Raw genomic sequence first — 25788 nt, 5'->3', positions numbered from 1 at the left:
CCTAGTTAAGGTCGCTTTACAGAATTTCCTTTAATTAAGGTGCCCGTTAATACACGAGCTTCTGGCGGCGAATCAGAGTTTTCAATATGCTCTAATAGCATGTCTACAGCTGCTTTTACCAATTGCTCTACCGGTTGTTTTATGGTGGTTATTTGGTAACTCTGCCAAAACGAAGAAGCGATGCCGTCAAACCCTACAACAGACATATCGTTTGGAATATGAATATTATGGTTTTCTCTTATTTCGTCAATTACACCTATCGCCATTGTATCATTACTACATACTACAGCATCGGGAGCAGAGTGTTTTTTCAACCATTGAGCAAGGCAATCTCTGCCCGACTGGTAGGTGTAATCGCCGTAAAGAACATGAACATTTTTTTCACCCATTTTTTCTAGTAAATCAAGGGTGATCTCTCTACGTTCATTGGCTACATCAGAATCTGTTGGTCCTGAAAGCACTAAATAAGACTGAGGGTTATTCAGCTTTAATTCAGCAAGCAGTTGTTTAATACCGTGTTCGTGATTACAGCAAACTGTATTGGTTGATGCATCAGGAACATTACGGTTATAGAGCACAACGGGTACTTTATGTTGCTCAAATTGGGCTAAGCGTTGGCTTTCAAAATGAGCAGCAAGTGCGATAACGCCATCGACTTGGAAGGTCCAGATTTGTTCAAATAAATCATCTACACCATCGGCGTCATCTAAGGTAAATAATAAAACTCGTTTGTTACGAGCCGCAAGTTGCTTACTGACTTGCGAAAGTACTTCAGGATAGTTTTCGTTTGCACGTGATGAAACAATTACAGCAACCATGCCAGACTGTTTAGTAATTAACATTCTGGCGATAGCATTAGGTCGATAACCCATTTTATTTGCGGTTGCCATAACTTTTTCACGTGTTTTTTGCGAAACACTTAACCCTGGTCGAAACACGCGTGATACGGCTGATTGTGATACACCAGCTTCACGCGCGACATCATAAGAAGTTACTTTTTTATTTTTACTCAATGTTTATCCTTTATATCTTCTCAAGCGAATATCAGCTTGCTCCTTGTGACCAGCAAACCCTTCAACAGCACAAAGTCTTGAACAATACTCGCCCACAACAACGGATGCTTCTTCTGTAGCGCTTTGGAATGTACAGGTTTTGATAAATTTACCTACCCATAATCCGCCAGTATAACGCGCAGCTTTACGAGTTGGAAGCGTATGGTTTGTACCAATACATTTGTCGCCGTAAGACACATTAGTTTCAGGACCTAAGAATAGTGCGCCAAAGTTACGCATGTTTTCTTTAAAGTAAGGAATGTTCTCTGTCATTATTTGTACATGTTCAAAGGCTAAGTCGTTAGCCACTTCGATCATTTCTTCGTAAGTGTCACATACAATCACTTCGCCATGATCTTTCCATGCCGCACCCGCAACTTCTGCTGTAGGTAAGATGGTTAATTGTCTTTCTACTTCAGCCATTGTATCGCGCGCTAGTTTTTCACTGTTTGTTAATAAAATAGCTGGCGATGTAGGACCATGTTCAGCTTGGCCTAATAAGTCCGCCGCGCATAATTCACCATCAACACTTTCATCTGCAATAACAAGTGTTTCAGTTGGGCCAGCAAATAAATCAATACCCACACGGCCAAATAACTGACGTTTCGCTTCAGCAACAAACGCATTACCGGGGCCTACAATCATATCTACGGGTGCAATGGTTTCTGTACCAATAGCCATTGCTGCAATGGCTTGTACGCCACCAAAACAATATATTTCGTCAGCACCGGCTAAATCCATTGCTACAACAATAGCTGGAGAAGGTCGACCATCAAACGGAGGAGCTGCAGCAATAACACGTTTAACACCAGCAACTTTTGCTGTTACTACACTCATGTGAGCAGAGGCTACTAGTGGGTACTTACCGCCGGGTACGTAACAACCTACACTTTCCATAGGAATATGTTTATGGCCTAAAATAACGCCCGGTATAGTTTCTACTTCAACATCTTTCATTGAATCACGTTGAATTTGAGCAAAGTTACGTACTTGTGTTTGTGCCCATTTAATATCTTCAATTATGCTGTCATCAAGTTCGTCGTAACAAGCTTTGATTTCTTCGTCGCTCAATCTAAATGACTTCGGATTCCATTTGTCGAAAGTCGCTGAATATTTTGCAACCGCTTTATCGCCATCTGTTTCAATGTCTTCGATTATGTTTTCAACAGTATTTTTAACTGATTGTAAATAATCCTTTTTTTCTTCTTCTTGCTTGCCTTTTTTAAGGTATTTAATCATTTCAATATCTCCGGTTTTATTGACGTATATTAAGGTTTACTTAATTATTTTACTTGAACTTGTGTAAATCCTACGTAATAATGACTTCGAATGCAATAAATGATTTTAGGAAGTAAAACGATGAGTTTTGATAAAAATTTGTTCACTAATAAAAAAATATTAATCGCAGGTGCTGGTAAAGGTATTGGTTTAGCTTGTGCGGCGATGGCGGCTGAATATGGTGCTGATGTTATTGCTGTAGCAAGAACAGAAAGTGATTTAGATAAACTTGTTGCCCGCTATCCTGAAAGAATAACGCCATGGGTAATGGATGTCACGAGTGAAGATTTTTATCAAAAATTACGTGAATTACCAACTTTAGATGGCTTAGTAAATAACGCGGGTATTAATCGTGTTGGCCCAATGGAAGCGCAAAGTAGCGAAAATATCGATGCGGTTATCGATTTAAATATTCGTACCCTTTATAAAATATCTCAAGCGGCTATTACTCCTATGAAGCGTTCAGAAGCCGCGTCTATTGTAAATATGTCGTCACAAATGGGCTTTGTTGGTTCGCAAGGACGCACCTTGTATTGCATGAGTAAACACGCGGTTGAAGGTGTAACTAAAGCCATGGCAGTAGAATTAGCTGATCATAATATTCGCGTTAATACCGTGGCACCAACATTTGTTTTAACTCCTATGACTGAACCTATGTTTGAAGACGAAGCCTTTAAAAGCTTTGTATTTAACATGATCCCTTTAGGCCGTTTGGCCAAGGTAGAAGATATCGCCAATAGCTGCACATTTTTGTTAAGTGATTTAGCGTCAATGATCACTGGCACTAGCATTAAAGTTGACGGTGGCTGGACTGCACGTTAGTTCAAAGCTCAATTTACTGAAATAATTTAGGATATAAAATGAAGTTAGCAGATAGATTAATTAGATACGACGATTTAAAACCTTGCACTAACGCTTTTATTGATACGCGTAGCCCAGGTAGTGACAAAAAAGAAAACTTTACTTTAATTGGTCCTGGTGTAGCTGAAAATCCAGACCAACATATACATATTTCAATTCCGCATGGTTTTAATATTGGTGGAGCACGCCAGCCAGCAGGATGCTTAAATTCGCAACATAGCCATTTAACCGAAGAAGTTTTTGTTATTCATAGCGGTACTTGGGCTTTCATGAGTGGTGTTAATGGCGACGATGGAAAAATAATACTCACTGAAGGCGATATTATTTCAATTCCTACTGATATTTTCCGTGGCTTTGAAAATGTAGGTAACGACACCGCTTACTTATACGCTGTTTTAGGCAGTGATGATCCGGGGCGTGTATTATGGGCGCCACAAGTATTCGATTTAGCTAAAAAGTACGGTTTGGTATTACTTGAAGACGGTAGCTTAGTTGATACTACTTTAGGTGAAGAAGTACCTGCTGACAAAAAGCCAATGCCTGTAACCTCAAACGCACAAATTCAAGAACACCGTATTGTGGGTAGCGAAGCGATGGAAAGTATAGTGCAGCGTAGAGACACGTTTGAGTGGGCTAAAAATTCGTGCCTTGCTCAATTTGATGGCGTTGAAGAAGTGCCACTAGCTGGACCTGAAAACCGCGTAGAAGATTTACCTGCAAGCAAGTTAAATTGGAACCACGGTTTTGTGATCAGAGGATTAAAGCTACAAGCAAACGCTGTTATTCCACAACATGTTCGTTTTGAAGAAGAAGTGATTTTTGTTCATCAAGGTGAGGTTGATATTACTATTGACGGTGAAACACTTTCTTTAGGAAAAGGCGATACCTTTACTACGCCAATAGGCTCAATACGTACGTTTGCACAAAAAGGTGATGTTGAATGTATTTTGTATGTTACTAGACGAAATAATCAGCCGAGCGCACCTAAGTTTGTATAGTTGCCTTTAAATTTAAAGTTTTTATTAAGCCTAACCAAAAACTTGATTAGGCTTTTGTAATGATTATCAGGTACAAATTATTGTAGTTTTTGAACATTAATATAAAATACAAGCGTATTCATTCTGAAGTGGGGACGACCTCACCGCTCTATTTTTATTTAGGGGACGACCCCATATTTAGAGAGAGTGTTATATGTCTTGGTTTATTCTGTTTATTGCAGGACTTTTAGAAGCTGGTTGGGTATACGGTATTCAAAAGTCTGAATCTTTCACAAACATTCCTTATGTAATCCTCGCCGTTGTTTCAATGGTACTAAGCCTAGCATTATTTTCTATTGCTATTAAAAATATACCTATCGCTCACGCTTATCTAGTATGGCTAGCTGTAGGTGTTATATCTATTTCTGTTGTAAATCATTACTTTTTCGAACAGCAATTAAGGTTGGCACACTTGTTTTGTTTTGGCCTGATATTTATTGGGGTAGTAGGGCTTAAAATTTTAAAGTAACGTTATGATTAAAAAATTGACTTAATATGAGGATATGAAATGTCGGGTGAAAAAAATTTAACAAAATTGATTGCTTCAATGACTCCGGTTTTACTGAACGATGAATATATTTTTGGCATGCTTGAGCAGGTAGATTATCAACAATTGAGCGTATTAGAGCCTGTAGGAACTTTCCAAGAAAAGGAAGGCTTAACGGTTATGCTAACAAAAGAAAAAGCTGATCAACATAACATCGGTTATGAAGGTGTTTTTAAATGTATAACACTGAATGTGCATTCTAGCCTTGATGCTGTTGGGTTAACTGCTGCGGTTTCTACTAAGTTAACGCAAGCTAATATTAGTGCCAATGTAGTAGCGGCTTATTATCACGATCATATTTTTGTTGCAGCCAAAGATGCTGATAATGCGTTGGCTGCCTTAGAAGAATTAGTGCATGAAGGTGTTTGATTTTAACTAAAAACCAATCAGGTAAAATTTTATCTTAAATACTCGGTCTAATTTATAACGCAGTTTGTTTTGAACAATAAGGCAATAGCTGTAATTTTTTAGACAACCGATTCGAGATTTTATGAAAAATTTAATGACCCCTTTATTAAAAGGTACTATTTTATCTGGTTTTATTTCTTGTTTATTACCTTTGCATGCTGCTTCACTTAGCGAACCATTCAAACAGTACTGGTATGCGGGCGATGCAGAGTTAACGTCGTATAACATTAAACAAGCACGATATGGTGAATTACACGAAGGTACAGGCGTTTTAGTGTATGTAACTGAACCTTTTTTAGCTAAAGAGCAAGTTAAGGCTGATAACCACCAAGCCGATAATATTCCAGTGTTAAAGCTCAATTCCACTAAAAAATTCCTTACGGGTATTTATCCTTATTCAATTATGTCTAGCACCTTTTCACCTGTGTCGAATGAAGGACATGCAGTTAAAGCTTCTTTATCTGTACAAGAATGGTGTGGTCATGTTTTTACTCAAATAAATAACCGACAACAATTTGATGTGAACTCATATTCGTACTTTGAAGGCGAAGCTGATCAGCGTTTTAGTATTGATAAAGAGAATTTAGAAAATGAAATTTGGACAAAAATTAGGTTAAACCCCAACGAATTACCTTTAGGTGATTTACAAATGGTTCCCTCGCTTGAATATTTACGTTTATTACATAAACCATTAAAAGCCTATTCAGTTAAAACGAGTTTAATTAATTCAGGCGAAACATCAACGTATACTCTTGAATATCCAACACTGCTAAGAACATTATCAATAGAATTTAACAATAAATTTCCGTATGTAATACAAGGTTGGAAAGATACCTATAAAAGCGGCTTTGATGAGAATGCTAAAGTATTAACTTCAAGTGCAGAAAAAATTAATACAATAAAATCAAAATATTGGCAGAAACATAACAATATAGATATGAAGTTAAGAAAAGAGCTAGGATTGTAGGAACTGTTAAGCCTTTCTTTTTATAAAAGAAAGGCTTAACTTTTATGTACAACTTAATGATATCTTAGTTCTTGTACTTTTCCCCAAAATACGCGATATGAAAATGCGGTGTAGCTAAATATTACTGGTACAACAATAATAGCTCCCCATAAAATAAAGCTTAATGATTCTGGTGCTGAGGCGGCTTCCCAAATCGTGAGTTTGTTAGGCACTATGTATGGGAAGAAACTGAAACCTAAACCAATAAAACAAAGTAAAAATATTGTTGATGCTGCAGTGAAAGGTATCCAGCAACCTTTGTCATTTTCTGCCGGTAGTTTTTTAAGTACAAAAAAGCTGTAAACAAATAAACCAAAACAGATTAAAGGTAAGGGCAAAAGTAGTAGCATGTTAGATGATTCAAACCAGCGGTCAAATACATTAGGGTTAATAATTGGATTGATCACTGATACAGCTAATATACCGATGAAACAAATTAAACCTGATTTTTTAGCCCAAGCAACGGCTTGCACTTGTAAATCACCTTCGGTTTTCATAATTAACCAACAAGCACCAATGTAACTGTAAGCAGCAGCAACTCCTAAAGCACTTAATAAACTAAAGCTGTAGGCTGCAAATGTGCTTTCAAATCCCATTACGTACATACCTAACATGTAGCCTTGGCTCATCGAAGCAAGCAGTGAACCTATTTTAAACACTTTATTCCATGTGGGTTTATGGCTAAATGCTGCTTTAGCTCTAAAATCGAAAGCGACACCACGCAGCACTAAACTAATTAGCAGTACGGCAGTGGGTAAATAGAGTTCTTTAAATATATAACTATGAGCCGCAGGAAAAGCGATTAGCAGCAAGCCTATGGCTAAAACTAACCACGTTTCATTAGCATCCCAAAAAGGTCCTATCGATGCGATCATGGTATCGCTGTTATCTTCTTGTTTTAGGGGGAGTAAAATACCTACGCCTAAATCGTAGCCGTCTAATATGGCGTAAAGAAGAATTGAAAATCCCATCAAAGCGACAAATATTACGGCGAGTGTGTTAGCTTCAAACATTATTTTATTCCTTCTATTGCTGAAGTGATAATGGGTTTTGTGATCTCATCATCGCTGATTTCTTCAATTTCAACCGCTCTACCTGCCATAGTGAAAATAGTATGTAAGTAAGCAATCATTAACACTGTGTATAATATTAAATATGCAATTAATGATAAGCCTACATTTGAAGATGCTATATCTGTTGCCGCATCTTTAACACTTAATACGCCAGTAACTAGCCAAGGTTGGCGTCCTATTTCTGTTACGTACCAGCCAGCTAATGTGGCTACCCAACCTGAGAATGTCATAAACAGTAAGGTTTTTAATACCCAAGGAGATAGCTTATTTTTACGCCATAGTTGAATACGTCCTGTCCATGCCACAAATAACATTAATAAGCCGAGTCCAACCATAATGCGGAAAGAGAAAAATACAGGCATAACAGGAGGATGATTACCTTCAAACTCGTTTAAACCTTTTATCTCACCATTTAAGTCATGAGTTAAAATCAGGCTTGCCATATTCGGAATGCCTATTTCAAAATGGTTAGTTTTTGCTGCAGCATCAGGCAAGGCGAAAAGTAACAAAGGTGCGCCTTTTTCGGTATGCCAAATGCCTTCCATAGCGGCAACTTTTTGTGGTTGATGTTCTAGGGTGTTTAACCCGTGAAAGTCACCCACTAATGCTTGTGCTGGCGCTAAAATAGCTGCCACTGTTAAAGCTATTTTTAAGGTAAGTTTAGGGGCGCGTTTGTCGTCACCTTTTAATAGACGATACGCACTGATGCCCGCAATTAAAAATGCAGCGGTTAACCCCGATGCAATTAGCATATGTGTAAAGCGATATGGGAATGATGGATTAAAGATAATGGCCAACCAATCAATAGGAAAAGCAACTCCATCACGCATTTCGTAACCTTGCGGTGTATGCATCCAAGAGTTAAGCGCTAAAATCCAAAAGGCGGATAACGTAGTACCAAAAGCAACAATAAAGGTAGAAAGGGTATGAACTAATGGTGATACGCGATTAATACCAAATAACATAATGCCTAAGAATCCAGCTTCTAAAAAGAAAGCGGTTAGCACTTCATAACCTAATAATGGTCCTGCGATATTACCGACAGTTTCCATAAATTTTGGCCAGTTCGTACCAAACTGGAAAGACATGGTAATGCCACTTACTACACCAAGAGCGAAAGTTAAGGCAAATATCTTTACCCAAAAGCGATAGGCTCGCATCCATACAGGATCATTCGTTTGGACAAATCGTACTTTGAAAAAAAGTAAGAACCAACTTAATGCGATAGTAATAACAGGAAACAGAATATGAAAACTGATATTAGTCGCAAATTGAATGCGAGATAAAATCAAGGTATCTAACATTTTTTACTCCATTAGCCCTATGCAGCACGCTGTGGGCTGTTGTTAAAACATGTTTAAAAAGATCGCTATAGCTTTGCAGCCAATAGCGATAAGGGAGGTTGAGCGGGTTGGTTGTGCTATAAAATTAAAACGTATTAATTGCTCTTAAGTAATTTATCTTTAATATCAATTACTTTACTTACGCCTGCGCCAAGCTTCATTAAAGTGTTCAATTTGTCAGGACTCATACTTTGTAGTTCACTTGCCCAGTGGGTAATGGTTTCAAGCAATTCATGTATTTCATGCATTTTTACTTGAGCATATTGCTCTTCTTCATTCGCTGGCTCGTTTAATAAATTATCGCGTAATAAAGACAGGGTTGGGTCAACTTCACGTTTACGGCGTTCTTCAAATACACGTATTGCCATTTCCCAAATAGAACCAGCAGGAGAGTAATACTCTTTGCGATCTTTTGGCTTATGTTGAACTTGAACAAGTCGCCACGATTGCAACTCTTTAATACCCATGCTGACATTGCCACGAGAAATATTTAACGCTTCAGAAATTTGTACTGCGCTTAATGGCTCTTTGCTGATCACTAATAAGCCATACATTTGGCCTACGGTACGGTTAAAGCCCCAGCGACTACCCATTTCTCCGCAGTGCATTACAAACGATTCTATTTTATCTGTCATTATCATGATATGTATTTTCTGAGGTTTCAGTATTTTCTGAAAGTTTAAACCTTTATTGATTTAAATCAATATTTATTTGAATATTTTTTAATTTTTTTACAGTTAATACTTTTATATATTCGACCTTAGCTAGACCTTTTTTATATAAGCAGGAGAGACATACTTTTTGCATCACTCCAGTGCAGTGGTTAGAATAGCGCCAATAAAAACATCTCTCAAAAAATTCTAAAACAAAGAGCATTCAACATGAAAAAACAATTCCATTTACATGCCATTTCTATCGCATTAAGTACTTTATTTGTTGGTTTACCTGCATTTGCTGAAACAGCTGCTGAAGTTAAGACTGATGAAGACGTAGAAAAAATTGCTATATTAGGTTCTCGAGTGTCAACGCGTACAGCAACAGAGTCTACTTCTCCTATTGATATTATTACGGGGGAATCGTTAACTAAAGGCGGTTTTAGTGAGTTAGGGCAAAGCCTACAAGCCAGTGCACCATCGTTTAACTTTAGCCGTACTCAAGTATCTGATGGTTCTGACTTATTCAGACCTGCTACTTTACGTGGCCTTCAGCCTGATCAAACCTTAGTATTGATCAATGGCAAGCGTCGTCATAACCAAGCTATTTTTGGCTTAAATGGTACTGTTGGTGCCGGTGCGGCGGGTACAGATATGAACTCTATCCCTATGACAGCTCTTAAAAACGTACAAATTTTACGTGACGGTGCTGCAGCTCAATATGGTTCAGACGCGATTGCTGGCGTGATCAATTTAGAACTCAAAAATACAACCAATGAAACCACAGGTTTTGTTCAAGCAGGCTCCACAGGTGAGGGTGATGGCGACACGGTATCATTTGGTTTAAATACCGGTTTTGATATTGGCACTGAAGGTGGATTTATTAACCTTTCTGCTGAATATCGTGATGCTGATGGTACTAACCGAGCGCAACGAGATACAGGCGGTAGTTCTACCACTCCAGCAGGTACATTATCTGACGATGTTCGTTGGATCCAAGGTAACTCAGCTTCTGAATTTGGTTCAGTTTTTTATAATGCGATGATCCCACTTAATGATATAGAACTATATGCTTTTGGTGGTTTCTCAAATCGTACAGCCTTAGGTAATGGCTTTTATCGTGACTTTGGTGATGCAGTTAAAAACGTACCTCAAGTATATGCGGATGGATTTTTACCAAGAATAGACAACGAAGCTGAAGATCTTTCAACAGCAATAGGTGTTCGCGGTGAAATGAATGATGATTGGAGCTATGACGTTTCAGCTACTTACGGTCAAAACGATTATGACTTCCATTCTGCAAATACGATTAATGCTTCTTACGCTGCAGAATATTTAAGCTTAAATCCTAGTGCAACTGATGCTGAGATAGCGGCTAATGCAGGACCTACTTCAGGCTATTCTGGTGGTTTTAGATATGAACAATTAACCCTTAATGCTGATGTTACGGGCTTAATTGGAATAGGCTTAGCTGAACCACTTTATATGGCTTTTGGCGCGGAATACCGTGATGAAGATTATGCCATTGTTGCTGGCGAAGAAGCTTCGTATGCTTGTGGATTTGCTAATCAAGATGTAGCCTTTCCTTCGGTAGTAGACTCTTCAAAGTTTGCAGAATGTGGTTTTCAAGCCTATCCCGGTTTAAGACCTAATGCAGCAAGCGGTGCGGATAGACATAGTTATGCATTTTATGTAGATGCAGAAATACAATTAATGGAAGATTGGAATCTAGGTGCAGCCCTTCGTTATGAAGACTTTTCAGATGCCGGCGATAAGTTAATTGGTAAATTATCAACACGTTTTAACATCACTGAAAACTTTGCTCTACGTAGTGCTGTTTCAACAGGCTTTAGAGCGCCTTCACTTCAACAAAGCGCGTACACTGCTTATACTGCTAATTTAGGTGCTGATGGCGTATTGTTACCGTCGTTTACAGCAACCGCAGGTTCAGCTTTTCCATCCGCTTTAGGTGTTGATAGTTTAGGTTTAGAAACCTCGAAAAACTATAGTTTAGGTGCTGTTATCACTTTACTTGATGATATATCTGTAACGATTGATGCTTATCGTGTAGAAATCGACGACAGAATAACATTAGGCAGTTTACTTAATGCTGATGACGTAGCGTTTAATCCAGCAGCGGTTACGGCATTAGAGGCAAGCGGAGCAGTACAAGCTAACTACTTTTCAAACTCGGTTAACTCAGTAACAGAAGGTGTTGATGTCATTGTTTCATACAACACTGATATGTTTTCTGGCGACTTTGGGGTGACTTTTGCAGGTAATATTAACGAAACTGAAATTGACAGTGTTAACACGCAAGCGGGTATTCCTGAGTCGGTAGCGTTAGACAACTTACAACGTAGCTTTTTAACCAACGGACAACCTAAAAAACGCGCAACCTTAACATTTGATTACGCGCAAGATGCTTGGACAACCGTTGTAAGAGCTAATTATTTCGGTGAAACGGATGTAACTTACTTTGGTAATGATCATATTAACTTAGGAAGTGGCTTTAAGCCAACGAGTACAGTTGAGTCAGCCGTGTTGATTGATGTGAATCTTGATTGTCAAATTAATGAAACCTTTACTGCTTCTATTGGTATTAACAATATATTTAATAAAACACCTGATGAGTTAGGTCAAAATGAAGTGCTTGATGCTATTACTAATGGCGCATTTAAATACCCAGTTAGAGCTTTACCTTATGGCTTTGATGGTATGACTTATTACGCACGCTTAAACTTTAGGTTTTAATAGTCTTAGTTTTTTAGCGAGTAATTGCTATTTAAAAGAATAGTCAAACGCTCAAATACACAAGAGGTATTTGAGCGTTTTTATTTATATTGTACAAAAAATAAACGGCATATCGTTAATTAAGGAAAGTAGTCTAATCATTAGAGCTCTTATATGGGGGATATCAGCAAGTTACCAGAAGTAAACTTATTATTTTACAAGGTGTTGTCTTTGTATCGATTAAGTGCACTGGAATGAGAATTTTTATTGGGTATATGGGCGGAATCAAAGCCCGTTCATGTTCTATGTAAATTATTCATGTTAGGTATTTCATAAAACAATAAAGATGAATGATTAAGGGGCGAAATAAACCTGTTGTGTTTTAATTTGCTTTAAATCTTTAATAATAAGAAAGAGATAGTTCTTTATTGATATTTAGATAACCAATATACGATAATAATAATCATAGAGTTTATGCTCTATTTTCAGTCCGCCATCAAAATAAACCTTGCTATTTTTTTCTAGAAACCGATAATCTCGCCAATCATTATTCTCAAACTTTTCTTAAATTTATCTATTGAATGGCTTTGAGGATATATCATGTATTTTTCATATTTATTTCATTCAACTTTAGATTTAAAAAGAAGAAATAAAACTGGGAATGTGGTGAAAATCCACAACTGTACCCGCAACTGTAAACAGAGCGACATACCTACCATTTGGTAAAACCACTGAGTTAACTTACTTGGGAAGGTGTATGTTGAGATGCTGTAAGTCAGGATATCAGGTGAAAACACATGAATTATAAGGTCGAGCGGGTTTACTCGAACATTTCATATTTTTATCTGCTTTTACGAGCAGATGAATGTGTTCTGCTTCCCCTCTTGTACCTGCGTTTAATCATCATTAAACAACTAACTTATTGATACTTTGTATATGGAGTTATTATGGGACAAGTACATTTAATTTTAGGCGGTGCGCGATCGGGCAAAAGCTCGCTTGCAGAGCAGTGCGCTAAAAAACTAAACCTACCTGTTACCTATATAGCTACTGCTCAAGCACTTGATAAAGAAATGCAAAAGCGTATTGCTTTACATCAGCAAGATCGTCCGCAGCAATGGCAAACGTTAGAGTCGCCACTCTTATTAGCTAAGGCGATAGACTCACTTGTTGAAAAATCTATAGAGAATACTTCTGAGAACAATTCAAATAACGGTCAATGTATTTTAATTGATTGCCTAACTCTATGGCTTACCAATTGTTTATGTAATCACGATTTAGCGTATTTCCAACACGAAAAACAGCAATTATTAGCAAGCTTAGTAAACGCTCAAAAACACGAAAATATCCACATTATTTTAGTTAGTAACGAAGTAGGGCACGGCATAGTACCTATGGGTAACTTATCACGTGAGTTTGTTGATCAAGCGGGCTGGTTACATCAAACCATTGCTGAAATAGCCGATAAAGTCGACTTTGTTATGGCGGGTCTTCCTTTAACCTTAAAGGGAGATAAGTAATGAAAACCATCATGATACAAGGCACAACGTCTGACGCAGGTAAAAGTACGTTAGTGGCGGGATTGTGCCGAGCTTTAGTGAATCAAGGAATTAAGGTAGCACCATTTAAGCCGCAAAATATGGCGTTAAATAGTGCAGTAACTAAAGACGGTGGCGAAATTGGTCGTGCACAAGCATTACAAGCAATAGCAGCCAAAGTTGAAGCACGTATAGATTTTAACCCTATATTATTAAAGCCCAATAGCGACACGGGCGCCCAAGTTATTGTGCACGGCAAAGCAATTTCTAATATGGAAGCGGGTAAGTACCACGACTATAAAAAAGTAGCCATGCAAGCAGTGCTTGAATCGCACCAACGCCTAGCGAACGAGTACGATGTTTTAGTGGTAGAAGGCGCAGGCAGCCCAGCAGAAATTAATCTACGCGCTCATGATTTAGCCAATATGGGATACGCTGAAGCGGTAGACTGCCCCGTAATTATTGTGGCAGATATTGATAAAGGCGGTGTTTTTGCGCACTTAGTTGGTACCCTAGATTTATTGTCAGAGTCAGAACAAAACAGAGTTAAAGGTTTTATTATCAACCGTTTTAGAGGTGATATTAAATTGCTTGAGTCAGGCTTAACCTGGTTAGAAGAACGCACAGGTAAACCTGTTTTAGGTGTTATGCCTTACTTACATGATTTAGCGTTAGACGCTGAAGATGCCGTTGCATTAGACAATAAAGTTAGCCAAGCCAAAGTTAAGATATTCGTTCCGCTACTGCCTCATATGAGTAATCATACCGATTTTGATCCTCTTAGATTACAGCCCAACATTGATCTGCAATACATAAGAATAGGGCAGTCGCTACAAGGCGCTGATTTGATCATTATTCCGGGTAGTAAAAATGTGACTTCAGATCTTAAATTTTTAAAAGCACAAGGTTGGCAGCAAGAAATTAATCAACATTTACGTTACGGCGGCAAAGTGATGGGGATTTGTGGCGGCTTTCAAATGCTAGGTAAAACGATATTTGATCCCCTACATATAGAATCTCATGTTGAAGAAATAACAGGGCTAGGTTTACTTGATTTTACCACCACACTCACACAAGAAAAAACCTTAACGCAAGTATCTGCCGTGATGAAGTTAAATGATGAGTCTTGCACATTAAAAGGCTACGAGATCCATTGTGGTGTTTCGACTGGCGAAGCATTAAGTCATCCGCTACTGCATATTATGCATAACGATAAAGCTATCGCAGATGGCTGTATTTCTGAAGATAATCAAATTATAGCCACTTACCTACATGGATTTTTTGATTGTCCAGAGCCGACTCAGAAAGTTTTAGATTGGTTAAGAATAGCTGACTTAGATCAACCTGTTATTGATATTAACCAACACAGAGAAGTGCAATTAGAGCGCTTAGCTGATGTATGTGAAGAGCATTTAGCGTTAGACCAAATTCAAAAAATTATTGATGAAGGTGTGAACACAAAACCTGTTCAGTAATTTACGGATAAAACTTAGACACGACAATAATTTAGTTGCATATAAAGCAACTTAATATGTTGTCATTACATAATAAATTTAAGGAAAGAGGATGCAAACTCCTCACTGCCCCCGCAACGGTAAATGCATATAAATGCATGAGTCCGACCGCTTAAATTTATTTAATAAAGTCGTGTAAACACGGCTACCAAGTGATGCGGAGGGCATCATTAACGAGGTAAAACATGAAAGCACTACAAGTTAAACAAACAAACACATTTAAAAAATCTGCTCTTTTATTAGCGATTACAACGGCTATTTCTATGCCTGTTATAGCGGTAGAAGAAAGTAAAAAAAATACAGCTGAAGAAGCAAAAATTGAGCGAATGACGATTACGGCTACGCGTTCAGCGTTAAATCTTGACGATGCATTAACAAGCCAAGTTGTTATTACTCGTGCAGATATTGATGTAATTAACCCTATTTCAATCCAAGATTTATTATCAACATTACCGAGTGTAGATATTTCAAATAATGGTGGCAGAGGTCAAACATCGTCTGTCTTTTTACGAGGTAATGGTTCAGATGCTACGTTAATTTTAGTTGATGGTGTTCGTGTGAGCTCAGCAACTCTTGGTAGTACTCGCCTTAATAACATTTCACCTGAAATGATTGAACGTATTGAAGTTGTTCAAGGTCCTCGTGCAGCATTATGGGGTGCAGATGCCATTGGTGGTGTTATTCAAATATTTACTCGCCAATTAGAAGGTGGTGAACACTTTGCTGGCGTAAGTATTGGTACTGACGAATATCGCAAATATAAAGCCGGTATTGGTTTAAAACATGGCGACGGACAAACTACCGTAACTGTTAGTCATGAACGTTCTGAAGGTTTTGATGTTCAAGATGATGGTGAATTAGATGAAGATGGTTATAAATTTACCTCTATTGCCGTTCGTGGTCAGCAAAATATAAGTGAAGATCTTTCAATTGATTGGTTATTTTCGAACAGTGAAGGTGAAAATGAATTTGACGGTTCTTATCAAAATAATTCTGATTTAACAGGTCATGCATGGTTAGTTCGAGCTAATTATGTAAGTGAATTTAGCAATATTAAAAATAATACAGTATTGAGCATTGGTCAAAATAGAGATAGTTCTGAGGGGTTTCTTGATCTTCAATCTCGAGGAGTTTTTGAAACACGCCGTGATCAGTTTTCATTCGTAAATAACAGTCAATTATCTAATGAGTTTCAAGTAAATATGGGAGTTGATTTTTATCAAGATGATGTGTCAAACAGTAGAATATTAAGCTTTTCTGGAGATGTTCAAAGATATGCTGACGAAAAGCGTGATGTTACAGGTGCTTTTGTAAACGCACTATATAATGGTGATGTACTCTCTTTTGAAGCGACGATTAGACACGACAATGTGAGCGGCGTTGATTCTGAAAATACGTATAATTTAGGTGCAGGTTACCAAATTAATAAAGATAGCCGTGTTGTTATTAATCATGCTACAGGCTTTAAAGTACCAACGTTTAATGATTTGTATTATCCTAATTTTGGTACGCCAACGTTAAATTCTGAACGCTCAGAAACAACAGAGCTATTTTTTGAAACACGCTTAGGTGCTGTTGATACGCGTATTAACTTTTATTATTCAGAAATCGACGAATTAATTAGTAGAAATCCGGCAGGTGACGCAGCTAACTTTGATGAAGTTATTATTAAAGGTGCTGAATTAAGCTTTAACCTTGTATCTACTGGTGGCACACACGATTTGAACTTATCTTATACTGATGCAAAAGATCAAGTTACTGCTGAAGAGCTAGCTGCGGTTCCAACTGAACGAGATGAAAAATTAATTCGTCGCGCTAGAGAAAAGCTTAACTACAAATTTACTACATCAATCAACGTTGCTGACTTATATGCCGAATATAAATTTGTAGGTAGTAGAGAAGATAGTGTTTATCCAAACGATAGGGTTGAGTTAGGTGCATACCAGTTAATTAACTTAGGCTTAAATGCTCCGTTGTCTAAAAACTTAGTTTTAAATGCTCGAGTAACTAACTTACTTGATAAAGAATATCAAACCGCTAATACATACTTTACGCAAGGCAGAGCTTTGTACATTGGTGTTACTTACCAGAATTTTTAAGTTTTGAGTAAAACGTCCTATCCTGTCTTTCAGTAAGTAGAAAGTCTAAAGCCCTAAAAGTTGATTCTTTAGGGCTTTAATATATGTGTCTGTTGCTTTTGAGATATGTTTATCTAGTAACTTGTAATATGAACTTTATTTCACTTATTTTACTTGTTGCACCTGTGTTAACTAATTGTTATTTAAAGTAAATAACATGTTTATTTACTCGATTTATATGTCAGGATTTTTTACGTACTGATTTATTTGTAAGACGTAATATATTATTAATTTCTTTTAAAACAGTTGATTGTATTTGATGGCATGTATTGTGCTCTTATTAGTTTATTATAAATAAAATTATTGAGAGTAAAGAAAATGAAAAAAATTATTTGTTTGATAGCTGGGTTGTTTTTAGGTACTGCAAACGCAGGGATTATTGCTATAGATCATAATATTCTTTTACCAATATCGGGTACTGAAAATATTGATTTGGATATGGACGGCACTTTTGATATTGGCATGGCTGAAAGATTTACTGGTGGTGATAAATCTTGGGTTACTTTAGATAGTGTTCCACAATCAACTCAGATGGTTGCTGGTTTTGTTCCTGAAGGAGCATTGATCGACAACAGCCTAACTTGGTTGACTAGTGGTTTTCAAGATCCTGTAATGTCTATTGGTAATAATTACCTTGGTATATTTGATACATCACTTGGTGCTTTTTTTGGTTATGCGACTATTACATACAATGGTACTGATATGACTTTAGCAACATATACCTATGATGACTCAGGTGAAGGTTTAGTTGTTGGTTCTACTTCAGTACCAGAAACGGGCACTTTAGCTTTGTTTGGATTGGCTTTAGCTGGAGTTGCTTTAACGAAAAGAAAGAAGATTAATTAAATGGGTTACATAACTCATTAAAATCCTCGTTTATCGAGGATTTTTTTTGTCTAGTAAATTTAATCTAATTTATTTTAAATAAATACTTTACAATCTAAATGAGAATGATTATCATTAATTTGTCGGTTGGGGATGAGTCCACTACTACTTACTTCTAACCGATATAGATAAGCCTGAGTTTATGTTACAGGACGCGTAAACTCAGGTTCTCCCTAATTATGATGTTGAACTTTTATCTCCGGTTATTAACTATTCCCCAATAGTTAATAACCTTTTTTTTATTCTTTTTTTACTTTATTGAATGACACACATTAAAAAGTTTATCTAATTTATCTTCTGTTGTGATACCAAATCTTAATTTATCTTTTTCGTCGGTTAGGCGAACGTAAACCGCTTGTTGGCATAATAATTCATATATTTTTTCAGCGCTTTCCACGTTGTTAAAGCTTAGAGTCAAAAATAAATCGGTTCCTTTAATTTCTGCTATCACTTCGCTACCAAAAGCTTGCCATAATAGGGCTTCTTGTTTTTTTCTTAATGTGCTTAGTTGTTGTTTTTGCTGTTGATGCCAATCGGTATCTTTTAGGGCGTGTTGGGCTACAACCTGTGCTGGGCCGTTCACTTGCCAAGGCCCTAAATGCTCGTTAAATATATCGCACCAATTTTTATTCGCCACCAAAAAGCCAATACGGATACCCGCTAAACCAAAAAATTTACCAAAAGAGCGAAATACTAATGTATTGCTGTTTTCAACTTGCGAGCAAATAGAATGATCAGCTGTTATTACATCCATAAAAGCTTCATCAACCACTAACAAGCCATTAAGCTCTTGCATTAATGCCTGATATTGCATGATTATTTTACGTGTAAATAACTTACCTGTGGGATTATTAGGATTAATAATAACCAGTACACTATTAGGATAAATAACGTCTATTGGTGGTAACTCATCTAAATAAAAATGTAGCTCATAGCCAGCCTTTTGCCATGCTTGAGCATGTTCCTTGTAGCCATATTTGGGTAGATAAACATGTTGAGAAGCATTATTTTTTAGCTGCCATAATTCAGGCAGTGCTTTTATTATGGCTTGGCTACCGTTTGTTATGGTTATGTGCTCGCACTGGTAATAATGTTTAGCTGCAGCTAATAATTCGCTATTACTTTGGGGTAAGTTTTGCCAAATACTTAATGGAATATGCGGAATAGGGTAGCTCGTTGGTGCAATGCCTGTTGATAGGTCAAGCCATTGTTCTGCAGGTATTTTATATTGGTTAGCTATTTGCTGAAGTTGTCCGCCGTGGATAAGCGCCATGAAGTGATCTCACTGAATTTATGCTTGGTTAGTGTGTAAACGCGATAAAGCTAATTGCTTGCCATAACAATACTATTAACGTGAGTATTAAAGTCGCTCGATTAACGACGGAAACACTTTTAGGAATATCTTCAATCGTTATATTTTCACCACAACCCAAGGTAACCGATTCAACTATTTTACCATTATATTGCGCTGTGCCGCCTAGCTTTTTATTCATCACGGTTGCACCGGCTGCCATAACCCAGCCGCCATTATGGCTTTTGTATGTATTACCTTGTTTATAGGCGTTTGCTAATGCTGTAAGGAATTTACCTTGAATGGCATATAACAAGGTGCATATTTTTGCACTAATAAACCCTAATGCATCATCAAGCCGAGCACTGGCGAAACCAAAAGAGCTAAATTGTGATGTACGATAGCCCCACATTGCATCTAACGTATTGGCAAAGCGATGAATAATCACTAGCGGCGCACCACCAATAATAAAATAGGCTATTGATGCGATAACCGAGTCGTGACCATTTTCTAGCATAGACTCAACCGTTGCTCGCGACATTTCAGTAGGCGTTAATTCTGCTGTTTCTCTACTGACGAGGTAACCAGTAAAGTGCCTTGCTTGTACTAAATTATTTTCTTTTAGCGGTTGGTAAACCTGCATAGCATGTTGATGCAAACTGTTTAAGCCAATAGCTAAATAAAGCACGGTAGCGTCTAATAATATTTGCCAGTACCAAGTTAAATGATTGAGGTATAAAAAATAAAGTAACGGAATAGGCAACACTAAAATAGCCCATGCGAGTGAGCCTAATAATGCCTTTTTTATATTGAAGCGTAATGGCTGTGTTTCGTCTGGTTTTTTATCGGTTTGAAAGGTGTTTAAACGCTTTTCGATTTGTTGAGCAAGCCAACCAAAGCCTACTAAGTAATGATACTGACGAGCTTCACCTAAGTACTTATCAAGTAATAAAGCTAAAATAATTGTTAATGTAAGCGTATAAAAAGGCAGTGTAGAAAATAACCATAAAGTAAGTTCGTTAAATGTCACTTTCTTTCCTTTTTATAGATCTATTTAGTTTATGTCGATGGCGTTAAATGAAAACTCGAGGTGTTATGTTCATAAGTTAGCTTGTTAATAGAGCCATTTTTAAATAAGCCGTAGGCATTCATATTCGAATTATTACCAATATAGCCATAAAAACAACGCAGAGCCTCACCATGAAAAATCACTAAAATATTAGCTGTTTTATAGGCTATCGCAATTTCTTCAAGTGCTTTGTAAATACGTTCACCACAAGTTACAGCGCTTTCTCCACCTTGAGGTGTTAGCTCGGTAAATTTATGCAATAGCTCAACATAGCTAGGATCTTTCGATAAGGTTGTTATTTGCTTACCTTGCCAATAGCCTAAATGTCTTTCGGTAAGGCTAGACTTTACTTGGGTGTTTACGCCAAGCGTTTGTTTACATATTTGAGCGCTGTTTACGGCACGTCCTAAATTTGAAGAGAAAATAACGTCGATATTATGCTTAAGCACGTTTTGAGCTATTTGCTCTGATTGGATTTTACCTAACTCGGTTAAGTTGCTATCAAGCTGTCCTTGAAAACGTTGTATTTTATTCCACTGAGTTTCGCCATGGCGAGCTAAATATAAAGTTGTAATCATAGAACCGTACTTTTGATAATTGCAGCGCAGCATAACTAAATCAGCAACAGTGTTCAATGCACAATATTAATAGTCAGTATCATTTAATCACATTGTATAACTTACCTGCTTCAGGTACTATTTCAGTCAGATTTAGGTGTCAACATTAATGCTTATAATTTAATGAATAAGTATTAATAGAGATGAAACGTGAAACTGGTGAAATACCAGTACTGCCCCCGCAACGGTAACTGTGAGCAGCAATAAAAACCACTGTGTTTATACCAATCGCAACAACCAATTGATCATTTATACTTGTTTAAATGGCCAATTACATCGTTATTTATTTAATAATTAGAACAACTAGTTATTAAAATAAATGCCTTGTATTTGACCATTTATTCTTCATATAAAATAGTTCAATTCATTAATGCGTTTGGTATTCTTCATTCAATGAAAGCATGGGAAGGTATTGCAAAGCGATGAACAGGAGTCCGGAGACCGGCCTAATTTATACTCGACAACTGCGGTGGGCGGCTTTTCAGAGACTAGTAAATTTGTATTAGCCTATAACGTTCTTATTTATAGTTTTCATTTTTTACTAACTTTGATTTCTCCACCGTTAACTATTTAACGGGATTGTTATGAAATTAACTGAAGTAAAATCACCTCTTTCTTTGTTCTTAAGCATATGTGGCTTATTAACTTTGTTAATGATCGCTACACGCGGTAATCATTTTTCTACTTTCAATAGCCTGCCAAGTGCTTCAACAGCTGTGTTCTTTTTAGCAGGTATGTACTTGCGTAAAGTGAAAGACTTTTGGTTTTTTTATATTTTGTCTATCACGATTGATTTAGCATCGTCGTTTTATCGAGGGCAATTTGGTGATTGTTTAACCGCGTCTTATCCTGCTTTAGCTTTTAGTTATGCTGCTATGTTTGCAGCGGGTTATTACGTGCGTCCTGATTGGTCACAACAAAATATGATAACCAATATTGTTAAAGTGAGTGTAGCGTTAATTATTGCTAGCTCTATTGCCTTTTTCATCTCTAATGGTAGTTATTATGCCTTCTCGGGGAAATTTCCTGATTTATCGTGGGCTGAATATGCAACACGAGTAAATAAATACTTTTTTAAATCAGTTTCTAATCCTGTGTTTTATGTTGCTACAGGAATAGTAATGCATTGGTGTATCAATCGTTTTTTCACTGAAAAAACAACAGCTCAACTTTCATCATAAATTGTTGCTTACATCAACTTATTAATAAAAGGCGTTTACTTTGGCATTTGAAAATACTCCTGATAACGTAAAGGGCACAGGCACTATGTGCCCAGCATTAATTGTTGCTGCTCCTTCATCAGGCACCGGAAAAACAACGATTACTGCTGCTATCGCTAGGTATCATCGTAATCAAGGTAAAAAGGTTACCGTATTTAAAGTAGGACCTGATTTTATTGATCCTATGATTTTACGCCAAGCCAGCGGCGAATTAGTGTATCAATTAGATTTGTGGTTAGTGGGTGAACAAGGCTGTAAACAGTTGTTATATAAAGCTGCGCTTGAGTCAGATCTCATTTTGATTGAAGGGGTTATGGGGCTTTTTGATGGTACGCCAAGCAGTGCTGATTTAGCTGAGTATTTTAATATTCCAGTATTAGGTATTATCGACGCTTCTGCCATGGCGCAAACCTTTGCAGCGGTTGCTTTTGGATTAGCTAACTACCGTCCTAATTTGCCATTTTCAGGTGTTATAGCGAATAGAGTTAACACGCCTAGACATACCGAAATATTACAAAATTGCTTGCCTGACGATTTACGCTTTTACGGTCGAATGCCTAAAGATGCCACTATTACGTTACCTCAACGTCATTTAGGTTTAGTACAAGCACAAGAGTTGGCTGATATTGATGTACAACTTGATCAAGCAGCGTCTCATATTGCCGCTACAGGTTTAGCTGAACTTCCTGCCAGTGTCGAGTTTTTTCCTTGTGAAGAGGTTGAACACGAGTATCAACATGAAGGTGTTTTAAAAGGCACTCGTATTATTATTGTAAAAGACAAAGCTTTTAGTTTTATTTATGCGGCTAATATCGCTTTTTTACAAGAAACAGGCGCTGAGCTGGTTTATTGTTCAGCGCTTACAGATGCAGAGCTACCAGCAGGTGATGTGTTATATATTCCCGGTGGTTACCCAGAATTATATGCTGAGCAACTTGTTCAAAATACAAGCTTTATATCGAGCGTACGATCTTTTGCTAAAACCAATAAACCACTGATTGCAGAATGTGGTGGTATGTTGTATTTACTTGAGCAGCTAACTGACTTACAAGATAAAAAGTTTTCAATGGTTGGCTTGTTACCGGGTAATGCCGTTATGCAAAAAAAGCTAGCGGCTATTGGTTCTCAGTGGGTTGAATTACCTTTAAAAGGAACTGAAACGTTAGATAATAATGTAATGCGCGGCCACAGTTTTCATTACTCAAGTGCTGACATCTCGTTAGAACATATTAGTCAAACTAAGCATCACCCAAGTGAACGCTTAGGGGAGTTTGTTTATCAGCACGGTAATATTATTGCGTCGTACATGCATTGGTATTTTCAAAGTAATCCAGAATTAACGGTAAAACTTTTTACTAAATAATGGCTGCAGGGTAGTATGGTGAAATTAAAATAGACTTAAAGGGAAGTTAGGTGACAGCAAATACAGGAATAAAAATTACTATGGCAGCAAGCCCCATAGGTTTTCGTCAAATGAAAATCCCCCTAAAAGTGTTAGCTGTGTTTTTTACTCTTATTGCTTCGTATTTCAGTTTTACAGAGTATATGGACTACAAGCATGAAAAAGATAACTCTTCAGCCATTATCGAAACACCTAAAATTAACGATATTTACTTTATGGATTTTAGGTTACTCACCAAAGATTTAAGACCTCATGAAAAGTACAGAATTGCTAAGGTCGTTGATATAACAGGCGACATTGTTACGCTTATGTATGGCGGTTTTTACTATCAACGTAAACATGCCGTTATTAATGCTATTTATTATGGGCAGCTAAGCTTTAAAGACTACTTTGAAACTAAGCGCTACGATATGCCCCACAATAAAATTAAAAATATGTTTGAAAGTGGCGCAATATATTTAGCTAATAGGCCAGTTCGAAATAAGCTATATGGCAATGTCGTTAGCCCATCAGAAGAACATTATCGTTCAAATCAATTAACCTACGGTAAAAAAGAAAATAGTAAAGGTGAAGCTTTTTTAAATGATCGTTTTAATGAAACAAGGCTAGAAAGTGCCTTTAAATTTTTTCAACAATCAGCAGAATTAGGTTACGCAAAAGGGCAAGTTAATTTAGCTCAAATGTATATTAATGGGCAGTTTGTTAATAAAGATTTTAACAAGGCACTACATTGGTTAAAGCTGGCTTCTTTACAAAGTAGTAAAACCGCTATTTTAAAATACGGTATTGTATGTAAGAAAGTTGAAGAGTGTAATCTTGTTGATTTTTACCAAGAACTCACAAAATCAGGCGTAAACATCAAAGTAAGAAAACTAGACTTTGAGCTTAGCCATTAAATTAGAAAGAAGACAATTATGACAGAACCACGTAATACCTTAACCGATGAAGAAAAACATAAAGCTCGCCAACAAAAAATCAAAGCCAATGTAGATGAGCGTGTAGCAAAAGCTACCGAAGAACGCGGCGTTTTAGTGGTTATTACCGGTAATGGTAAAGGCAAAAGTACTTCGGGTTTCGGTACCGTTTTACGTGCAGTTGGCCATGGATTGAAAGCAGGTGTTGTACAGTTTATTAAAGGATCAAAGTGGGAATGTGGCGAAATGAACATTCTTAAACAATTTCCTGTAGAACACCACGTTATGGGAACCGGCTTTACTTGGGAAACTCAAAGTAAAGAGACGGATATAGCTGCCGCTAAAGTTGCCTGGGAAAAGAGTAAAGCAATGCTAAGTAACCCAAATATAGACATGGTGCTGCTTGATGAAATGACTTACATGGTGAAGTACGGATACATAGATTTAGATGACATTATTGAAACATTAAATAATCGCCCCAAAATGCAACATGTATTAATTACGGGTAGAGCTTGTCATCGACGCTTACTTGAATTAGCCGATACCGTATCGGAAGTTCAACCAATAAAACATGCCTTTAAAGCCGGTGTTAAAGCGCAAAAAGGGTTAGATTGGTAACTTGCTTTTTATGTGATTTATAAGTATTCATGTAAATATAAAAATAAAGGAAGAACCGCCAGAGCTAAAGTAACAACCATACCGAAAAGACCTGGTTTTACTAAGTAACTCTTTTTCGGTTTTTTAGGGTTATAAAATACATTGACCGTGCCATCTTCATTTTTTTGAATATAACTTAATTGTTTTGTAAGCAATGATTTAGCATTGTGGGAGGCTACTATTATCCAAGGTGATACTCTTGTTCCTTGGTATTCCTTTTCACACACCTGATATGTATATAATGAATCAACTTTATAATTTTGCTCGGATACAATTAACTCTGCGTCTCCCGATTTTTTGACTGAAGCATTTTGCAAAACTCCTTTTGTAACTGGCCATTGTTTTATTAACACTTGCCGAATAAGAGAATATAAGCAAACAACTAATGCATAAATTACTACAAAATATAGCACCCCTTGCTTATCTCCTTCAGCAGCAAGTTCCCACATGTTTATTGTATATTCAATCATATATTTAATGACCTATTATCTCTAAATTGCGCTTAACGAACCTTTGAGGCGACGCTAGTTTGGCATTTCTTCTACATTACTG

Annotated in this window: 23 protein-coding genes and 3 riboswitches; of the genes, 14 read left to right on the top strand and 9 right to left on the bottom strand. The window is 37.1% G+C overall.

Annotated elements, in window-relative coordinates; all coding sequences use genetic code 11:
* Positions 1-5 precede the first annotated feature (5 nt).
* Positions 6-1013, bottom strand: coding sequence for a LacI family DNA-binding transcriptional regulator (locus tag B0X80_RS11055; RefSeq protein WP_077340282.1), 1008 nt, complete (start codon positions 1011-1013; stop codon positions 6-8).
* 3 nt (positions 1014-1016) lie between these two features.
* The gene (hisD, locus tag B0X80_RS11050; RefSeq protein ID WP_077340280.1) at positions 1017-2291 is read right to left on the bottom strand and encodes a histidinol dehydrogenase; all 1275 of its coding nucleotides are present in this window, start codon (positions 2289-2291) and stop codon (positions 1017-1019) included.
* 120 nt (positions 2292-2411) lie between these two features.
* On the opposite strand from hisD, the gene B0X80_RS11045 reads away from it, so the two are divergent.
* The 5 genes from B0X80_RS11045 (at position 2412) to B0X80_RS11025 (ending at position 6150) form a co-directional block, all read left to right on the top strand.
* A complete protein-coding gene (locus B0X80_RS11045; RefSeq protein WP_077340278.1) occupies positions 2412-3152 on the top strand; it encodes an SDR family NAD(P)-dependent oxidoreductase in 741 nt (246 codons plus the stop codon).
* Positions 3153-3190: 38 nt separating this feature from the next.
* Positions 3191-4189, top strand: coding sequence for a cupin domain-containing protein (locus B0X80_RS11040; protein ID WP_077340276.1), 999 nt, complete (start codon positions 3191-3193; stop codon positions 4187-4189).
* A gap of 193 nt (positions 4190-4382) precedes the next feature.
* Positions 4383-4697, top strand: coding sequence for a DMT family transporter (locus tag B0X80_RS11035; RefSeq protein ID WP_077340274.1), 315 nt, complete (start codon positions 4383-4385; stop codon positions 4695-4697).
* A 39-nt stretch (positions 4698-4736) separates the two neighbouring features.
* Positions 4737-5144: an ACT domain-containing protein gene (locus B0X80_RS11030; RefSeq protein WP_077340272.1), complete on the top strand. Its 408-nt coding sequence runs from the start codon at positions 4737-4739 to the stop codon at positions 5142-5144.
* A 121-nt stretch (positions 5145-5265) separates the two neighbouring features.
* Positions 5266-6150, top strand: coding sequence for a septum formation inhibitor Maf (locus tag B0X80_RS11025; protein WP_077340270.1), 885 nt, complete (start codon positions 5266-5268; stop codon positions 6148-6150).
* A gap of 53 nt (positions 6151-6203) precedes the next feature.
* On the opposite strand, the gene cydB is transcribed toward B0X80_RS11025, so the two are convergent.
* The 3 genes from cydB to B0X80_RS11010 all read right to left on the bottom strand — a co-directional run bounded on the left by cydB (position 6204) and on the right by B0X80_RS11010 (position 9246).
* Positions 6204-7202 (bottom strand): cytochrome d ubiquinol oxidase subunit II, encoded by a 999-nt coding sequence (gene cydB / locus B0X80_RS11020; protein WP_175623929.1) that lies wholly within the window; start codon positions 7200-7202, stop codon positions 6204-6206.
* Positions 7202-8566: a cytochrome ubiquinol oxidase subunit I gene (locus B0X80_RS11015; protein WP_077340266.1), complete on the bottom strand. Its 1365-nt coding sequence runs from the start codon at positions 8564-8566 to the stop codon at positions 7202-7204. Before B0X80_RS11015 ends, cydB begins: the two co-directional genes overlap by 1 nt.
* Before the next feature lie 134 nt (positions 8567-8700).
* Positions 8701-9246 (bottom strand): GbsR/MarR family transcriptional regulator, encoded by a 546-nt coding sequence (locus B0X80_RS11010; protein ID WP_077340264.1) that lies wholly within the window; start codon positions 9244-9246, stop codon positions 8701-8703.
* Between the two features lie 240 nt (positions 9247-9486).
* Between B0X80_RS11010 and B0X80_RS11005 the strand changes: the two genes are divergently transcribed.
* The 5 genes from B0X80_RS11005 (at position 9487) to B0X80_RS10985 (ending at position 18027) form a co-directional block, all read left to right on the top strand.
* Positions 9487-12012 (top strand): TonB-dependent receptor plug domain-containing protein, encoded by a 2526-nt coding sequence (locus B0X80_RS11005; protein WP_077340262.1) that lies wholly within the window; start codon positions 9487-9489, stop codon positions 12010-12012.
* A gap of 588 nt (positions 12013-12600) precedes the next feature.
* A riboswitch (cobalamin riboswitch) is annotated at positions 12601-12797 on the top strand.
* Positions 12798-12938: 141 nt separating this feature from the next.
* Positions 12939-13511 carry a bifunctional adenosylcobinamide kinase/adenosylcobinamide-phosphate guanylyltransferase gene (gene cobU, locus B0X80_RS11000; protein ID WP_077340260.1) on the top strand — a complete coding sequence of 191 codons (573 nt, stop codon included), beginning with the start codon at positions 12939-12941 and terminating at the stop codon, positions 13509-13511.
* Positions 13511-15004, top strand: a complete 1494-nt coding sequence (locus B0X80_RS10995) for a cobyric acid synthase (protein WP_077340258.1) — start codon at positions 13511-13513, stop codon at positions 15002-15004. Before cobU ends, B0X80_RS10995 begins: the two co-directional genes overlap by 1 nt.
* A gap of 65 nt (positions 15005-15069) precedes the next feature.
* A riboswitch (adenosylcobalamin-variant (AdoCbl-variant) riboswitch) is annotated at positions 15070-15165 on the top strand.
* Between the two features lie 63 nt (positions 15166-15228).
* Entirely contained in the window at positions 15229-17142 is a 1914-nt protein-coding gene (locus B0X80_RS10990) for a TonB-dependent receptor domain-containing protein (protein WP_077340256.1), read from the top strand.
* 357 nt (positions 17143-17499) lie between these two features.
* Positions 17500-18027: a PEP-CTERM sorting domain-containing protein gene (locus tag B0X80_RS10985; RefSeq protein ID WP_077340254.1), complete on the top strand. Its 528-nt coding sequence runs from the start codon at positions 17500-17502 to the stop codon at positions 18025-18027.
* A gap of 289 nt (positions 18028-18316) precedes the next feature.
* On the opposite strand, the gene cobD is transcribed toward B0X80_RS10985, so the two are convergent.
* From cobD to B0X80_RS10970, 3 genes are read right to left on the bottom strand one after another with little or no spacing between them, the layout of a single operon-like run.
* The gene (gene cobD / locus B0X80_RS10980; RefSeq protein WP_077340252.1) at positions 18317-19339 is read right to left on the bottom strand and encodes a threonine-phosphate decarboxylase CobD; all 1023 of its coding nucleotides are present in this window, start codon (positions 19337-19339) and stop codon (positions 18317-18319) included.
* 28 nt (positions 19340-19367) lie between these two features.
* Positions 19368-20387: a cobalamin biosynthesis protein CobD/CbiB gene (locus B0X80_RS10975; RefSeq protein ID WP_245825441.1), complete on the bottom strand. Its 1020-nt coding sequence runs from the start codon at positions 20385-20387 to the stop codon at positions 19368-19370.
* Positions 20388-20416: 29 nt separating this feature from the next.
* Positions 20417-21004: a histidine phosphatase family protein gene (locus B0X80_RS10970; protein WP_175623928.1), complete on the bottom strand. Its 588-nt coding sequence runs from the start codon at positions 21002-21004 to the stop codon at positions 20417-20419.
* Between the two features lie 117 nt (positions 21005-21121).
* Positions 21122-21507: riboswitch (cobalamin riboswitch) on the top strand.
* Between the two features lie 120 nt (positions 21508-21627).
* Between B0X80_RS10970 and B0X80_RS10965 the strand changes: the two genes are divergently transcribed.
* Genes B0X80_RS10965 through cobO form a run of 4 tightly spaced genes read left to right on the top strand, consistent with a single transcriptional unit; the run spans position 21628 to position 25197 of the window.
* Positions 21628-22224: a hypothetical protein gene (locus B0X80_RS10965; protein WP_077340248.1), complete on the top strand. Its 597-nt coding sequence runs from the start codon at positions 21628-21630 to the stop codon at positions 22222-22224.
* Between the two features lie 40 nt (positions 22225-22264).
* Positions 22265-23626: a cobyrinic acid a,c-diamide synthase CobB gene (locus B0X80_RS10960; RefSeq protein WP_245825440.1), complete on the top strand. Its 1362-nt coding sequence runs from the start codon at positions 22265-22267 to the stop codon at positions 23624-23626.
* Between the two features lie 50 nt (positions 23627-23676).
* Complete coding sequence (locus tag B0X80_RS10955) at positions 23677-24561, top strand: tetratricopeptide repeat protein (protein WP_077340246.1); 885 nt, start codon at positions 23677-23679, stop codon at positions 24559-24561.
* Positions 24562-24579: 18 nt separating this feature from the next.
* Positions 24580-25197: a cob(I)yrinic acid a,c-diamide adenosyltransferase gene (cobO, locus tag B0X80_RS10950; RefSeq protein ID WP_077340244.1), complete on the top strand. Its 618-nt coding sequence runs from the start codon at positions 24580-24582 to the stop codon at positions 25195-25197.
* A 17-nt stretch (positions 25198-25214) separates the two neighbouring features.
* Here cobO and B0X80_RS10945 read toward each other — a convergent pair whose 3' ends face one another.
* Positions 25215-25706, bottom strand: coding sequence for a DUF3592 domain-containing protein (locus tag B0X80_RS10945; protein ID WP_077340242.1), 492 nt, complete (start codon positions 25704-25706; stop codon positions 25215-25217).
* Positions 25707-25788: the final 82 nt, after the last annotated feature.

The organism is Pseudocolwellia agarivorans (assembly GCF_002000085.1).
Lineage (GTDB): Bacteria > Pseudomonadota > Gammaproteobacteria > Enterobacterales > Alteromonadaceae > Pseudocolwellia > Pseudocolwellia agarivorans.
This window is presented reverse-complemented; position numbering and strand designations above follow the sequence as displayed.